Raw genomic sequence first — 14,694 nt, 5'->3', positions numbered from 1 at the left:
TTTGAGAAATTTTACGGAGCATAAGCCGCGGATTCCTCCGTCGGCAACAGTGGTCGGCTGGCGCTGTCTGGTACACGGCTTTTAGGGCAGAATCCGGACCAGTCCCGATCAGGTAACCGCCTCGATGAGTTGCAACAGTCAAAAAGTCCGCACGCTGCGCCAGCAGATTCCTTCATTCGAATGCGTGCCCGGTTGCCACGACTGCTGCGGGCCGGTGACCACCTCACCCGAGGAAATGGCCCGCCTGCCGCGCAAGACCCGCGCCGAACAGGACGCCGCCCTGGAAGCACTCGATTGCGTGCACCTGGGGCCGAACGGTTGCACCGTGTATGACGAGCGGCCGCTGATCTGCCGGTTGTTCGGTACCACGGCGACGCTGCCGTGCCCCAATGGGCGGCGGCCGGTGGAGCTGATCCATCCCCGGGTCGAGAAGCAGATCCATGATTACATGGCTGCCAATCGGCAGGTGTTGGTCTGATCATCGGGAGACCGCGTCGCGGCTTTCGCGAGCAAGCCCGCTCCCACATGGAATCTCTACCGTTCCCAAGAAATGGGTTCGCCGCAAGACCATTGTGGGAGCGGGCTTGCTCGCGAAAGCGGTCCCGGACGCGCGCCTTCTAGTGCTGGACTCAATCGGGGATCGGCAGGTTCAGGCTCTCTTTAACCTCTTCCATCACGATATAGCTCTTGGACTCCCGCACATGGGGCAGTTTGAGCAGGATGTCGCCCAGCAGTTTGCGGTACGAGGCCATCTCGGAAATCCGCGCCTTCACCAGGTAGTCGAAATCCCCCGACACCAGATGGCATTCCAACACATGAGGCAGTTTCAGCACGGCACGTCGGAACTCTTCAAAGGTGTCGCCGGATTTGTAATCGAGGCTGATCTCGACGAACACCAGCAGGCTGCCCTTCAGGTGCTGCGGGTTGAGCCGGGCGTTGTAGCCCATGATGATCCCTTCGCGCTCCAGGCGCCGTACCCGCTCGGTGCAGGGCGTTGTGGAGAGACCGACCTTTTCTCCCAGCTCGGTGAAGGAGATCCGACCGTCCGCCTGGAGGATACGCAGGATGTTGCGGTCGATTTTGTCCAGCTCGCGCTTGGTCTGGGTATTGGTACGCACAGGGGATGCGCCTCCGTGAAAAGGGTTTTTGCCGAGAATTCTCGCCAAATATAGGCATTTATATAGTGAAAAGCACTGCCTATTCTTTTTTACACTGCGCTCATTACGGTTCTGTACAACAAACGTCAGCGGTTCTCCCGCGATGAGGGCGACAACATGCGTGTTCTGGTCTTGGGTAGCGGCGTCATCGGTACCGTCAGTGCTTACTACCTGGCGCGGGCCGGGTTCGAAGTGGTGGTAGTCGACCGTCAGCCGGCGCCTGCCATGGAAACCAGTTTCGCCAACGCCGGCCAGGTGTCGCCGGGCTATGCCTCGCCTTGGGCCGCGCCAGGCGTGCCGCTCAAGGCCATCAAATGGCTGTTGCAGCGCCACGCACCGCTGGCCATCAAGGCGACCGCCGATATCGACCAGTACTTGTGGATGGCACAGATGCTGCGCAACTGCACCGCCAGCCGTTATGCCATCAACAAGGAGCGCATGGTGCGCCTGTCCGAGTACAGCCGCGATTGCCTCGACGAGCTGCGCGCCGAAACCGGCATTGCCTACGAAGGCCGTAGCCTGGGAACTACACAATTGTTCCGCACCCAGGCACAGCTCGATGGCGCGGCCAAGGACATCGCCGTGCTGAAGGAGTCCGGTGTGCCGTTCGAAGTGCTCGACCGCGAAGGCATTGCACGGGTCGAGCCGGCCCTGGCGAACGTCACCGACATCCTGGCCGGCGCCTTGCGTCTGCCCAACGACCAGACCGGCGACTGCCAGATGTTTACCACGCGCTTGGCGGAAATGGCCGTGAAGCTGGGTGTCGAGTTCCGCTTCGGCCAGGATATCCAGCGCCTGGACCAGGCCGGTGACCGCATCAATGGCGTCTGGATCGATGGCAAACTGGAAACCGCCGACCGCTATGTCCTGGCCCTGGGCAGCTATTCGCCGCAACTTCTCAAGCCCCTGGGTATCCGTGCTCCGGTGTATCCGCTCAAGGGTTATTCCCTGACCGTGCCGATCACCAACCCGGCGATGGCGCCGACTTCGACCATTCTCGACGAAACCTACAAGGTCGCGATCACCCGCTTCGATAACCGTATCCGTGTGGGCGGTATGGCGGAAATCGCCGGTTTTGACCTGTCGCTCAATCCTCGTCGCCGTGAAACCCTGGAGATGATCGTCAACGACCTTTATCCTCAGGGCGGCGATCTGGCCCAGGCCAGTTTCTGGACCGGTTTGCGTCCGACCACGCCGGATGGCACGCCGATCGTTGGCGCTACCCCGTTCAAGAATCTGTTCCTGAACACCGGCCACGGCACCCTCGGCTGGACCATGGCCTGTGGCTCCGGTCGCTTGCTGGCGGACCTGATGGCGAAGAAAAAGCCGCAGATCAGTGCCGAAGGTCTCGATATTTCCCGTTATGGCAGCAGCAAATTTCAGGAGTCTGCAAAACATGGCAATCCAGCGCCAGCTCACCAATGACCGCATGAGCCAAGTGGTCGTGCACAACGGCACCGTTTACCTGGCCGGGCAAGTCGGCGACGACATGAGCGCCGGTATCGAGCAGCAGACCCGCGAGACTCTGGCCAATATAGAGCGTTTACTGGACCTGGCCGGGACCGATAAGAGCCGGTTGCTGTCGGTCACGATCTACTTGAAGGACATCGAGGCCAACTTTGCGGGCATGAACGCTGTCTGGGACAAATGGTTGCCCAATGGGGTGGCACCGGCCCGAGCCACGGTCGAAGCCAAGCTGTGCGAGCCGGAAATCCTGGTGGAGCTGTCAGTTGTGGCCGCGCTGCCTTAAAGCTGTCGAAACGATCCCTCTCCCGGCGCTGTTGGTGGTTCACGCCATCAGCCGGCGCCGGTTTTTTCATGTTTGCCTAGAAGCCTGCCGTCATGCGTCCTGCCCGCGCCCTTATCGATCTTCAAGCTCTGCGCCACAATTACCAACTGGCTCGCGACGTCACGGGGGCCAAGGCCCTTGCAGTGATCAAGGCCGATGCCTACGGGCATGGTGCGGTACGTTGCGCCGAGGCTTTGCAGGACACCGCGGACGGGTTTGCGGTGGCTTGCATCGAAGAGGCCTTGGAACTGCGGGCCGGCGGAATTCGTGCGCCGGTGTTGTTGCTGGAAGGGTTTTTCGAAGCCGATGAGCTGTCGTTGATTGTCGAGCACGATTTCTGGTGCGTCGTGCATTCGTTGTGGCAGCTCGAAGCGATTGAAAAAGCGGCGCTGAGCAAGCCGATCACGATCTGGCTCAAGCTGGATTCGGGAATGCACCGGGTTGGTCTGCATCCACAGGACTATCAGGCCGCCTATGGTCGACTACTGGCCAGCGGCAAAGTCGCGAAAGTCGTGCTGATGAGCCACTTTGCTCGCGCCGATGAATTGCACGACCCCTCCAGCACCCGGCAGTTGGAAGTGTTTGAAGCGGCCTGCCAGGGATTGACGGCCGAGACCAGCCTGCGCAACTCCCCGGCGGTATTGGGCTGGCCGCAGATGCCAAGCGACTGGGTCCGTCCGGGCATCATGTTGTATGGCGCGACGCCTTTCGATGAAGCCAACGCCACCGCCTCGCGCCTGCAGCCGGTGATGACTCTGGAATCGAAGATCATTTGCGTGCGCGAACTGCCGGCCGGCGAGCCGGTGGGGTATGGCGCCCATTACGTGACCACGCACACGACCCGGGTCGGGGTGGTCGCCATGGGCTATGCCGACGGCTACCCGCGCCAGGCGCCGAGCGGCACTCCGGTGCTGGTGGACGGCCAGCGCAGCCAATTGGTCGGACGTGTGTCGATGGACATGCTGTGTGTCGACCTGACGAATATCCCCCATGCCGGACTTGGTTCGACCGTGGAATTATGGGGTAAGCATGTGCTCGCCAGCGATGTGGCGAAGGCTGCCGGCACCATTCCCTATCAGATTTTCTGCAACCTGCGGCGGGTTCCACGGCTCTATTTCGGGGGCTGACGCAGCGCAGGATCAACCGAAGGTCGCTTCACCGCGCAGGATTCGGGTCAAAGTGTTGTAAATACTGAACGCTGTCGCCATGATAACGCTCACTTTCAACACAACCTGATCCCCTGGAGGTTCCAGCATTGGACGTCGGTGAACGACTGCAAGCCATTCGTAAACTCAAAGGCCTTTCCCAGCGTGAACTCGCCAAGCGTGCGGGCGTCACCAACAGCACCATTTCGATGATCGAGAAAAACAGCGTCAGCCCCTCGATCAGCTCGCTGCGCAAGGTCCTTGGCGGCATCCCCATGTCCATGGTCGAGTTTTTCTCCGAAGAAATCCTCCAGGAGAAGCCGACCCAGATTGTCTACAAAGCCAACGAACTGATCGATATCTCCGACGGTGCCGTGACCATGAAGCTGGTGGGCAGGGCACACCCGAGCCGGGCGATTGCCTTCCTGAATGAAATCTACCCGCCTGGCGCCGATACCGGTGACGAGATGCTTACCCATGAGGGCGAGGAAACCGGGATTCTGGTGGAAGGCCGTCTGGAGCTGGTCGTCGGCGCCGAAACGTTCGTGCTGGAGGCCGGGGACAGCTACTATTTCGAAAGCACCAAACCACACCGTTTCCGTAATCCGTTCGATGTGCCGGCGCGGCTGATCAGCGCAGCCACACCGGCCAATTTCTAAGGAAGAGGCGCCAAGCCCGCACGGGCAACGGCGGCCAGGGGGAAGGCGGTCACAACGAACAAGACCCTTGTGACTTTAGGGTTGTTTCAGTGTGACAGGCTTACCGCTATACTTGCGCCCGCCTGCAAACCGTGGCCGCAGGCGTGACTAGCCACCATTGAGGGTGTACGCGTGAACCTAATTATGAAAATGCTGGCTGTACCAGCAATTGTATTGGTCCTTCTAGGCTGTGAGCGCGCAGCTGAGCCACCTATCAGTAAAACAAGCAGCGATGCCGTTGCCGAGCGTCTTGAGCCTGTGGGGAAGGTGTGTGTTCAGGGTGAAGAATGCAAGGGCATGGAAGTGGCCGTTGCGGCCGGCGGTGGGGGCAAGAAGACGCCGGATGACGTAATCGCTAAACATTGCGGGGCTTGCCATACTGCAGGCGTGCTGGGCGCTCCGAAAATCGGTGACGGCGCAGCTTGGGGCGAACGAGCCAAGAAAGAAGGCGGCGTTGACGGTCTGCTGGCTAAAGCCATCTCCGGTATCAACTCCATGCCGCCTAAAGGAACCTGCGCCGATTGCTCGGATGAAGAGCTCAAAGGCGCCATCCAGAAGATGTCTGGCCTGAAATAAAGCCAACATCCGTTGAAAGAGCCGCTTACGAGCGGCTTTTTTGCGCCTCGGAAAACGATCATCCAGGGCTGTTCATCGCAACCAAGACCCGGCAAGCTCGGTCCAATCCACATTCACGGAATGGCTCGGAGGGTAGGATGGTGCAATTGTGTTCAATCGAGCAGGCGGTGGATGACGTCCTGGAACGCCTGCCGGCGCATATCCACCTCGGCATGCCCTTGGGGTTGGGCAAACCCAATCTGTTCGCTAACGCGCTGTACCGGCGCATTGCCCAACTGCCCGAACGACAACTGACCCTCTACACGGCTTTGAGCCTGGGCCGGCCGAACCTGGGCGATGGTTTGCAGAAGCGTTTTCTCGAGCCCTTCATCGAACGGGTTTTCGGTGACTATCCGGAACTCGATTACCTGGCCGACCTGCAGCGCGACAGCCTGCCACCCAACATCCGGGTCGAGCAGTTCTTCATGCAACCTGGCAGCCTGCTGCACAGCGCATCGGCCCAGCAGAACTACGTCAGCAGCAACTACAGCCACGCTGCCCGGGACATCAACGCCGCCGGCTTGAACCTGATCGCGCAACTGGTGGCGAGCGATCCGCAGCACCCGGATCGCCTGAGCCTGAGTTGCAACCCCGACATCACCCTCGACCTGCTGCCGATGATCGAAAAGCGTCGCGCCGCGGGAGAAACCATCCTCATGGTTGGCCAGGTCCATAGCGATCTGCCCTACATGCCGGGGGATGCGGAAATCGGCATTGATGGTTTCGATCTGTTGATCGACGAGAAGGACAATCACACGCTGTTCTCCACGCCGAACATGCCAGTGGGGTTCCAGGACCATTTCATCGGCCTGCACGCAAGCAGCCTGGTGCGTGACGGTGGCACGCTGCAGATCGGCATTGGCTCCATGGGCGATGCGCTGACAGCAGCGCTGCTGGCGCGTCAGGCGGATAACACCGGGTATCGGGCGTTGCTGGCGGACCTGAACCTCAGCCAGTGGGCACAACTGATCGAGCGTGAGGGTGGGGTCGAGCCGTTTGCCAAGGGGTTGTACGGTTGCAGTGAGATGTTCGTCAGCGGTTTGCTGGTGCTGGCGGAGGCCGGGATCATCCGGCGCAAGGTCTACCCCGATGAGCCGACCCAGGAGCAGGCCAATGCGGGTACGCTCGACGAGGCGGCCCAGCCCGACGGCGTCTGCGTCCATGGCGGCTTCTTTCTCGGCCCGCGCAGTTTCTACCAGCGCTTGCATGAGTTGCCGCAGAGCCGCCGGCTCGAATTCAACATGACCCGCATCAGCTACATCAACGAGTTGTATGGCCAGGAGCGTCTCAAGCGCTTACAGCGTCTCGATGCGCGCTTCATCAATACCGTGTTCACCATGACCCTGCTGGGCGCCGGGGTGGCCGATCAACTGGAAGACGGGCGGGTGCTCAGCGGCGTGGGCGGGCAGTACAACTTCGTCGCCCAGGGGCATGCGCTGGAAGGCGCGCGTTCCATTTTGCTGCTGCGCAGTTGGCGGGAGTCCGGGGGCGAGATCAATTCGAACATTGTCTGGGAGTATGGCCATTGCACGATTCCCCGGCACCTGAGGGACATCGTGGTGACTGAGTACGGCATCGCTGATCTGCGGGGCAAGACCGATGCCGCGGTGATCGAGGCGTTGCTGAACATCAGCGATTCACGCTTCCAACCGGGGCTGATCGAGCAGGCGCAGAATGCCGGAAAACTACCGAAGGATTTCCGCCTCGATCCACGGTTTGCCGACAACACATCGGAGCGCTTGCAGGCGATCCAGGCGCGGCATCCGAATCTGTTCCCGGAGTATCCGCTGGGCGCTGATTTCGACGGGGTGGAGCGGGACCTGTTGCGGGCGCTGAACTGGCTCAAGAGCAAGTTCAAGCTCACCGAAATGCTCGAGTTGGGCAAGGCGGCGCTGGATGCCCCGGAGCCCTCGTTGTACCCCGAGCATCTGGAGCGGATGCAACTGGCGAGCACGGAGGGGCTGAAGGAGGATCTGTTCCAGCGCTTGTTGCTCGCCGGGCTGAAGGCTACTGCGCTGTAACGACGAGCACATTCATTGTGGGAGCGGGCTTGCTCGCGAATGCGGTGTGTCAGTTGAAATGACTTTGTCTGACACGGCGCATTCGCGAGCAAGCCCGCTCCCACAGGAAAATGCGGTCAGTCGATGAAGGTTACGACCCCACCGGCCAGGGATTTCACCCGCGCCAGGGACTCGACACGATAGCCCTGGGCATCCAGTTCCGCGCGGCCACCCTGGAACGACTTCTCGATCACGATCCCCAACCCGGCCACGGTGGCGCCGGCCTGTTTGATGATGGAAATCAGCGCCTGGGAGGCTTTGCCGTTGGCCAGGAAGTCATCGATGATCAGCACCCGGTCGCTGCTGGTCAGGTGACGAGGGCTGATGGCCACGGTGCTCTCGGTCTTTTTGGTGAACGAATACACAGTCGCCGACAGCAGGTTTTCCGTCAGGGTCAGGGACTGTTGTTTGCGGGCGAAAATCACCGGCACGCCAAGGTTCAGGCCGGTCATGATGGCCGGGGCGATACCCGAGGCTTCGATGGTGACGATCTTGGTGATGCCCGAGTCCTTGAACAGTGCGGCGAATTCATCGCCGATCTGTTTCATCAGTTGCGGGTCGATCTGGTGGTTCAGGAACGCGTCGACTTTCAGGACCTGGTCGGAAAGAACGATGCCTTGCTCACGGATTTTCTGGTGCAGGGCTTCCATGAAGCCTCCTCTGATAACGCCTCAAGGGCTCTGAAGGCGGGAAAAGTAGTCGATTCTAGCGCTTTAGCATCGCTCGTATATCGGCCAAGGCGCTGTTGCCGCGAACGGCTTTTACTTCGGTCGGAGTGTCGTCGTTGCCTTCCCAGGCCAGGTCGTCCGGCGGCAGCTCATCGAGAAAGCGGCTCGGCGCGCAGTCGATCACTTCACCGTATTGCTTGCGCTTGGCGGCGAAGGTGAAGGCCAGTGTCTGGCGGGCCCGGGTGATGCCCACGTAGGCCAGGCGCCGTTCCTCTTCGATGGTGTCGGCCTCGATGCTGGAGCGGTGCGGCAGGATTTCTTCTTCCATGCCCATGATGAACACGTAGGGGAATTCCAGGCCCTTGGACGCGTGCAGCGTCATCATCTGCACGCCTTCGGCACCGTCTTCCTCTTCCTGTTGGCGCTCGAGCATGTCCCGCAGCACGAGCTTGCCGATGGCGTCTTCGACGGTCATTTCGCCGTCTTCGTCTTTTTCCAGGGTGTTCTTCAAGGCTTCGATCAGGAACCAGACGTTGCCCATGCGGTAGTCGGCGGCCTTGTCGCTGGAGCTGTTGGTGCGCAGCCAGTTCTCATAGTCGATGTCCATGACCATGCAGCGCAGTGCCGCGATCGGGTCTTCCCCGGCGCACTGCTCGCGGACCCGGTCCATGAAGCGCTTGAAGCGCACCAGGCGGTCGGTGAAGCGGCTATCCAGGTGTTCGCCCAGGCCGATTTCGTCGGTGGCGGCGTACATCGAGATCTTGCGCTCGGTGGCGTAGTTGCCGAGTTTTTCCAGCGTGGTCGAGCCGATTTCCCGGCGCGGGACGTTGATCACTCGCAGGAAGGCGTTGTCGTCGTCCGGGTTCACGATCAGGCGGAAATAGGCCATCAGGTCCTTCACTTCCTGACGGCCGAAGAAGCTGTTGCCCCCCGACAGGCGATAGGGAACCTGGTGATGCTGCAACTTCAACTCGATCAGCTTGGCCTGGTAGTTGCCGCGGTAGAGGATTGCAAAATCGCTATACGGCCGGTCGGTGCGCAGGTGCAGGCTGAGGATTTCCATAGCCACGCGCTCGGCTTCGGCGTCTTCGTTGCGGCAGCGGATCACGCGGATCTCGTCACCGTGGCCCATTTCACTCCACAGCTGCTTTTCGAATTCGTGGGGGTTGTTGGAAATCAGTACGTTGGCGCAGCGAAGGATGCGGCTGGTGGAGCGGTAGTTCTGCTCCAGCATCACCACTTTGAGCGACGGATAGTCTTCCTTGAGCAGCATCAGGTTTTCCGGACGCGCGCCACGCCAGGCGTAGATCGACTGGTCGTCGTCGCCCACCACGGTGAACTGGTTGCGCTTGCCAATGAGCAGTTTCACCAGCAGGTACTGGCTGGCGTTGGTGTCCTGGTATTCGTCCACCAGCAGGTAGCGGACCTTGTTCTGCCATTTTTCGAGGATGTCGGCGTGTTCCTGGAACAGCTTGACCGGCAGCAGGATCAGGTCGTCGAAATCCACCGCATTGAACGCCTTGAGCGTGCGCTGGTAATGGGTGTAGACGATGGCGGCTGTCTGTTCCTTGGGATTGCGGGCGTTTTCCAGGGCTTCGGCAGGCAGCACCAGGTCGTTCTTCCAGGCGCCGATCATGTTCTTGATCTCGTCGACGCCGTCGTCGCCCGCGTACTCCTTCTGCATGATGTCGGTCATCAGGGCCTTGACGTCGGTCTCGTCGAAAATCGAAAAGCCCGGCTTGTAACCCAGTCGCACGTGTTCCTTGCGGATGATGTTCAGGCCCAGGTTGTGAAAGGTGCAGACCGTCAGACCTCGGCCTTCGCCGGCGCGCAGCAGGCCGCCGACCCGTTCTTTCATTTCCCGGGCGGCCTTGTTGGTAAAAGTCATGGCGACGATGTACTGGGCACGGATGCCACAGTTCTGAATCAGGTGCGCGATCTTGCGGGTGATCACGCTGGTCTTGCCGGAGCCTGCACCGGCGAGCACCAAAAGAGGGCCGCCGACATAGTTCACGGCTTCTTGCTGCCGGGGGTTGAGTCGGGACATGACAGGGTCAGGGAGTCGTTTGCGAAAAATGGGCCGGCATTTTAACAGGCTTGGAGAATTGTGCTGCTCTGTCCGACATCAGGCCGTTTCGCTGGCCTGCTGCAGGGATTTGAGATGAATTGGCGCTGATGTTCGGGCTGGAATGGAAAAAAATCGCCAGAAGCCTGTTTTTGAGAACTATTGGCACTGGTCATTGTCGGTCGGCAGGTCATAATGCCCAGCGCATACCTCTTGCAGAGTCTACGGAGTCAGCTTGTCCACGCCTGTCGAACCCTTGCGTTTGCTGTTATTGGCCGAAGAGCCTGAGTGGTCAGCGATATTACGCGAGTGCCTGGCGCCCATGGCGGGCTCGGTCGTGTTGATCATTGCCCCGACCTGGGAGTCGCTCTGTAGCCTGTTCGAAGACAATCGCAACGCGGTGCTGTTGACGGTCGCAGCCTTGCAACCGGCTCCCGGCCGTTGTCCTCTGCCGACTATCCTGCTGCTGGAACACGAGCCCGCGACGCTACCCGATGGCGCCAGCGACTGGCTGGTGCGTGACCTGCTCGATACCGCGACCCTGCGCCGTTGCCTGCGTCATGTGCGTGAGCGCGGCGTACTGGAAAGCACCTTGCAGCGTCTCGCCGAACAGGATCCATTGACCGGCATCGCGAACCGCCAGGGGTTCCAGACCCTGCTGGCGGCGCGCCTGGCTGAAAGCGAAGGCCGTGGCCTGGCGCTCGGTCACCTGGACCTGGACAACTTCCGTCACGCCAACGACGCCCTCGGGCATCAGGCCGGCGATCGCTTGATCCTGCAGGTGGTTTCGCGTCTCAAGGGAGCGCTTGAAGCCGGCGATCAACTGGCGCGGCTGGGCAGCGACGAGTTCGCCTTGCTGATCGATACCCGCCGGGCACCTCGGCGGGCCGAATGGATGGCCGAGCGCATCACCCAAGCCATGGCCGAACCCTACTGGGTGGACGGCGAAAGTCTGCTGATCGGCTGCAGCCTGGGCATCGCCCACGCCCGGGCCCAGGCGGGTGCCGATCCGCTGATGTGGCATGCCCACATCGCCATGCAACAGGCCAAGAGCACCCAGGGCTGCACCTTCCATGTCTTCAACGAGCGCATCAACCGCAACGCCCGCAGCCTCGCCGACCTGGAAAGCGAACTGCGCCGGGCACTGCGTCGTGACGAGCTGGAGCTTCACTACCAGCCCCGGCTGGACCTCGAAGGCGGCCACATCGTGGGTCTCGAAGCTCTGGTGCGCTGGCGTCACGGCGAACGCGGGCTGCTGCCACCGAGTGAGTTCGTGCCGCTGGCGGAGCAGAGCGGCCTGATCGTCCCGCTGGGCTACTGGGTGATCTCCCGCGCTTTGCGGGATATGCAGGCTTTGCGCGAGCGCGGGCTGGCGCCGTTGCACATGGCGGTCAACCTGTCGTTCCGGCAGTTCCAGGACAGCCAGTTGCTGCCGACATTGAGCCGGCTGATCGCCGAGCGAGGCGTCGAAGCCCAGTGGCTGGAATTCGAACTCACCGAAACCGCGGTCATGCGCCGCAGCGAACTGGTCAAGCAGACCATGGATGCCCTCGGCCGCCTGGGAGTACGCTTCTCCCTGGACGACTTCGGCACCGGCTTTTCCTCGTTCGTGCACCTCAACAGCCTCCCCATCGCCCTGCTCAAGATCGACAAGAGCTTTGTCGGTGGCATGGAGCAACGCGAAGAGAACCGCAAACTGGTGCACGCGATGATCAACCTGGCCCACAATCTCAACCTGGAGGTGGTGGCCGAGGGTGTGGAAACCCGTGAGCAACTGGATCTGTTGCGTGGCTTCGGCTGCGATCAGGTGCAGGGCTTCCTGATCAGCAAACCGTTGCCGTTGTCTGAGTTGGTGGAATACCTGACGTTCGACAACAAGTCGACGGAAGTCACGGCCTGACACAATACCCTGTGGGAGCGGGCTTGCTCGCGAATGCGGTGTATCCATCAAAGTATCCCTGACTGATGCACCGCATTCGCGAGCAAGCCCGCTCCCACAACGGGTGCTATTCGACCTGGATAGCCGCAAAACTCTGCGACCCCGACCCACTGCTGATCATCCGCTTCATCTTCCCTTCGAATGCCAGCGTCAGGCTCACCGCCGCGCAGGCCAGCCCCAGGGCCAGTCCCCACCAGACGCCGGTCGGTCCCCAGTTCAGGTGGAACGCCATCCACCAGGCCGCCGGCGCACCAATCAGCCAATAACAACCCAGGCCCACCAGGAACGTGGTCTTGGCGTCCTTGAGCCCGCGGATGCAGCCCATGGCGATGGTCTGCGTACCGTCGAACAGTTCGAACCACGCTGCCACGGCCAGCAGGCTCACCGCCAGATCGATCACCGGACGGAACGCCGGGTCGTTGTGGTCCAGGAACAAACCGATCAACTGATTCGGCAATAGCCAGAACACCATGGCGAAGGCCAGCATCACCGCAGCGCCGAAGCCAATGCCGACCCGTCCGGACAGTCGGGCCATCAGCAGTTGTCCAGCACCGTAGTGCTGGCCGATGCGCATGGTGATGGCGTACGACATCCCTGCCGGAACCATGAACGCCACTGATACGATCTGCAGGGCAATCTGGTGGGCTGCCAACGGCGTGCTGCCCATGGTGCCCATGCACAGCGCGGCGAACGCGAACAGCCCGACTTCCACGGCATAGGTACCGCCAATCGGCAGGCCCAGACGCCACAGCTCCTTGAGGTACTGGTGATTCGGCCGGAACAGCCCCTCAAGTAGCGGATACGCGCGGTAGGCCGGATGCCGATGAATATGCCAGGCCAGCGCCAGGGCCATGCAGCTGGCAACGATGGCCGTGACCAGGCCGATGCCCATCAGGCCCAGTTTCGGCAGCCCGAACATACCGGTGATGAGCGCGTAATTGAGCAGGAAATTGGCTACCGTGCCGCAGAGGCTGATCACCATGACCGGTGTGGCCCGGCCGATGGCGCTGGTGAAGCCGCGCAGGGCCATGAAGCTCAGATAACCGGGCAGGGCAAACGGTAATACCAGCAGGAACTGTCCGGCGGACAGCACGTTGGTTTCGGTCTGGCCGAACATCAGCAGCACCGGCTTGAGGTTCCATAGCAGTAACCCGGCGGCCAGTGCCATCAGCCAGGCCAGCCACAACCCGGCCTGGGTCAGTCGGGTGGCCCCCTCGATGTCGCCAGCGCCGTGACGGATCGCCACCAGCGTGCCCACTGCCGCGATCACACCGATGCAGAAAATCGACACGAACGAGTAACTCGCCGCCCCCAGCCCGCCGCCGGCCAGGGCTTCGGGACTCAGGCGCGCCATCATCAAGGTGTCGGTCAGGACCATCAACATGTGCGCCAACTGCGAGGCAATCAACGGCCCCGCCAGCCGCAGGATGGCCCGGAGTTCGGTACGCACAGGATGCTGCATGATCATCACGCTCCATGTTCAGGCAAGGCTGTAAACCGTCGATTCTCGGCGCTTGCGGCGCTTTGCACAAAAGGATAAAAACGATGGCAGGCATGATTAAAACTCATGTATCGGCTCTTTCTGCTAGGGTGCGTCAACCCCGTTACTGGAGCGTTCACCGATGTCGCGTCGTCTTCCACCTCTTTATGCGCTGCGGGCATTCGAAGCAGCGGCGCGATACAGCTCGTTCACCCGGGCCGCGGAAGAGCTGTCGATTACCCAGAGTGCGGTGAGCCGCCACATCCGCACGCTCGAGGAGCATTTCGCCTGCCGGCTGTTCCAGCGCAACGGTCGCAACTTGCAATTGACTGAAGCCGCACGGCTGTTGCTGCCGGGCATACGCGATGGGTTCATGGCGCTGGAGCGGGCCTGCCATACGCTGTCTGGTGAGGACGGTATCCTGCGCATGAAGGCTCCCTCGACCCTGACCATGCGTTGGCTGCTGGCGCGCCTGAGTCGCTTCCGGCATTTGCAGCCGGGCAATGAGGTGCAGCTGACCAGCGCCTGGATGGACGTCGATTCGGTGGACTTCAACACCGAACCTTTCGACTGTGCGGTGTTGCTGGGCAACGGACATTTTCCAGCGGATTGGGAAGCCAGTTTCCTGTTCCCCGAGGAACTGATCCCGGTGGGCGCACCGAATCTGTTGAACGATCAACCGTGGGATGTACAGCGGCTGGCCAACGCCGAACTGCTCCATCCCACACCGGACCGTCGCGACTGGCGCAGTTGGCTGGAGCGCATGGGCTTGTCTGACAAGGTCTCGCTCAAGGGCGGGCAGGTGTTCGATACGCTGGAGCTGGGCATGATTGCGGCGGCACGCGGTTACGGTGTTTCCATGGGCGATCTGTTGATGGTGGCCGAGGACGTGGCCCAAGGGCGCCTGAGCCTGCCGTGGCCGACCGCCGTCGCCAGCGGCGAGCACTATTATCTGGTCTGGCCGAAAACCCGTCCGGGGGGTGAACGTTTGCGTCGGCTCAGTGACTTCCTGCAGGGCGAGGTCAAAGCCATGCAACTGCCCGCAGTAGAGCGTCTTGGCTGAAACGTTGCAGTACAG

13 protein-coding genes are annotated in these 14,694 nt (G+C 61.2%); 9 read left to right on the top strand and 4 right to left on the bottom strand.

The annotated features are described in order from the left end of the window. Nucleotides 1–124 precede the first annotated feature (124 nt). The gene (locus FBX99_RS22585) at nucleotides 125–478 is read left to right on the top strand and encodes a YkgJ family cysteine cluster protein (protein ID WP_144926874.1); all 354 of its coding nucleotides are present in this window, start codon (nucleotides 125–127) and stop codon (nucleotides 476–478) included. Between the two features lie 151 nt (nucleotides 479–629). Here the strand turns inward: FBX99_RS22585 and FBX99_RS22580 are convergent, their stop codons facing one another. Next, nucleotides 630–1,118, bottom strand: coding sequence for an Lrp/AsnC ligand binding domain-containing protein (locus FBX99_RS22580; protein WP_003206849.1), 489 nt, complete (start codon nucleotides 1,116–1,118; stop codon nucleotides 630–632). A gap of 156 nt (nucleotides 1,119–1,274) precedes the next feature. Between FBX99_RS22580 and dadA the strand changes: the two genes are divergently transcribed. The 6 genes from dadA (at nucleotide 1,275) to FBX99_RS22550 (ending at nucleotide 7,425) form a co-directional block, all read left to right on the top strand. Next, complete coding sequence (gene dadA / locus FBX99_RS22575) at nucleotides 1,275–2,582, top strand: D-amino acid dehydrogenase (RefSeq protein WP_144926871.1); 1,308 nt, start codon at nucleotides 1,275–1,277, stop codon at nucleotides 2,580–2,582. Further along, nucleotides 2,554–2,907 (top strand): RidA family protein, encoded by a 354-nt coding sequence (locus tag FBX99_RS22570; protein WP_144926868.1) that lies wholly within the window; start codon nucleotides 2,554–2,556, stop codon nucleotides 2,905–2,907. Before dadA ends, FBX99_RS22570 begins: the two co-directional genes overlap by 29 nt. Nucleotides 2,908–2,999: 92 nt before the next feature. Then, nucleotides 3,000–4,073: an alanine racemase gene (gene alr / locus FBX99_RS22565; RefSeq protein ID WP_145133004.1), complete on the top strand. Its 1,074-nt coding sequence runs from the start codon at nucleotides 3,000–3,002 to the stop codon at nucleotides 4,071–4,073. A 128-nt stretch (nucleotides 4,074–4,201) separates the two neighbouring features. Beyond that, nucleotides 4,202–4,750, top strand: coding sequence for a cupin domain-containing protein (locus FBX99_RS22560; protein ID WP_024780576.1), 549 nt, complete (start codon nucleotides 4,202–4,204; stop codon nucleotides 4,748–4,750). A 171-nt stretch (nucleotides 4,751–4,921) separates the two neighbouring features. Next, a complete protein-coding gene (locus FBX99_RS22555) occupies nucleotides 4,922–5,365 on the top strand; it encodes a cytochrome c5 family protein (RefSeq protein ID WP_144926862.1) in 444 nt (147 codons plus the stop codon). Between the two features lie 137 nt (nucleotides 5,366–5,502). After that, nucleotides 5,503–7,425 (top strand): acetyl-CoA hydrolase/transferase C-terminal domain-containing protein, encoded by a 1,923-nt coding sequence (locus tag FBX99_RS22550; RefSeq protein ID WP_145133002.1) that lies wholly within the window; start codon nucleotides 5,503–5,505, stop codon nucleotides 7,423–7,425. 116 nt (nucleotides 7,426–7,541) lie between these two features. Here the strand turns inward: FBX99_RS22550 and FBX99_RS22545 are convergent, their stop codons facing one another. Both FBX99_RS22545 and rep read right to left on the bottom strand, forming a co-directional pair. Further along, nucleotides 7,542–8,114, bottom strand: coding sequence for a xanthine phosphoribosyltransferase (locus FBX99_RS22545; RefSeq protein ID WP_041023330.1), 573 nt, complete (start codon nucleotides 8,112–8,114; stop codon nucleotides 7,542–7,544). Between the two features lie 55 nt (nucleotides 8,115–8,169). Next, nucleotides 8,170–10,179 carry a DNA helicase Rep gene (rep, locus tag FBX99_RS22540; RefSeq protein WP_145133000.1) on the bottom strand — a complete coding sequence of 670 codons (2,010 nt, stop codon included), beginning with the start codon at nucleotides 10,177–10,179 and terminating at the stop codon, nucleotides 8,170–8,172. 253 nt (nucleotides 10,180–10,432) lie between these two features. Here rep and FBX99_RS22535 point away from each other — a divergent pair, with 253 nt between their 5' ends. Further along, the gene (locus FBX99_RS22535; protein ID WP_144926854.1) at nucleotides 10,433–12,097 is read left to right on the top strand and encodes a bifunctional diguanylate cyclase/phosphodiesterase; all 1,665 of its coding nucleotides are present in this window, start codon (nucleotides 10,433–10,435) and stop codon (nucleotides 12,095–12,097) included. A gap of 106 nt (nucleotides 12,098–12,203) precedes the next feature. Here the strand turns inward: FBX99_RS22535 and FBX99_RS22530 are convergent, their stop codons facing one another. Next, complete coding sequence (locus FBX99_RS22530; protein ID WP_145132998.1) at nucleotides 12,204–13,604, bottom strand: NorM family multidrug efflux MATE transporter; 1,401 nt, start codon at nucleotides 13,602–13,604, stop codon at nucleotides 12,204–12,206. Nucleotides 13,605–13,758: 154 nt separating this feature from the next. On the opposite strand from FBX99_RS22530, the gene FBX99_RS22525 reads away from it, so the two are divergent. Beyond that, nucleotides 13,759–14,679 carry a LysR substrate-binding domain-containing protein gene (locus tag FBX99_RS22525; RefSeq protein ID WP_144926851.1) on the top strand — a complete coding sequence of 307 codons (921 nt, stop codon included), beginning with the start codon at nucleotides 13,759–13,761 and terminating at the stop codon, nucleotides 14,677–14,679. The last annotated feature ends 15 nt before the right edge of the window (nucleotides 14,680–14,694 follow it).

The organism is Pseudomonas sp. SJZ074, assembly GCF_007828215.1.
In the GTDB taxonomy this organism is placed as follows: Bacteria; Pseudomonadota; Gammaproteobacteria; order Pseudomonadales; family Pseudomonadaceae; genus Aquipseudomonas.
This window is presented reverse-complemented; position numbering and strand designations above follow the sequence as displayed.

What these genes read in the sequence shown, in the direction of transcription:
- FBX99_RS22570 (WP_144926868.1), top strand. Translation starts at nt 2,554, where the DNA reads ATGGCAATCCAGCGCCAGCTCACCAATGACCGCATGAGCCAAGTGGTC.
- FBX99_RS22525 (WP_144926851.1), top strand. Translation starts at nt 13,759, where the DNA reads ATGTCGCGTCGTCTTCCACCTCTTTATGCGCTGCGGGCATTCGAAGCA.
- FBX99_RS22530 (WP_145132998.1), bottom strand. Translation starts at nt 13,604, where the DNA reads ATGATCATGCAGCATCCTGTGCGTACCGAACTCCGGGCCATCCTGCGG.
- FBX99_RS22550 (WP_145133002.1), top strand. Translation starts at nt 5,503, where the DNA reads ATGGTGCAATTGTGTTCAATCGAGCAGGCGGTGGATGACGTCCTGGAA.
- FBX99_RS22545 (WP_041023330.1), bottom strand. Translation starts at nt 8,114, where the DNA reads ATGGAAGCCCTGCACCAGAAAATCCGTGAGCAAGGCATCGTTCTTTCC.
- dadA (WP_144926871.1), top strand. Translation starts at nt 1,275, where the DNA reads ATGCGTGTTCTGGTCTTGGGTAGCGGCGTCATCGGTACCGTCAGTGCT.
- FBX99_RS22585 (WP_144926874.1), top strand. Translation starts at nt 125, where the DNA reads ATGAGTTGCAACAGTCAAAAAGTCCGCACGCTGCGCCAGCAGATTCCT.
- alr (WP_145133004.1), top strand. Translation starts at nt 3,000, where the DNA reads ATGCGTCCTGCCCGCGCCCTTATCGATCTTCAAGCTCTGCGCCACAAT.
- rep (WP_145133000.1), bottom strand. Translation starts at nt 10,179, where the DNA reads ATGTCCCGACTCAACCCCCGGCAGCAAGAAGCCGTGAACTATGTCGGC.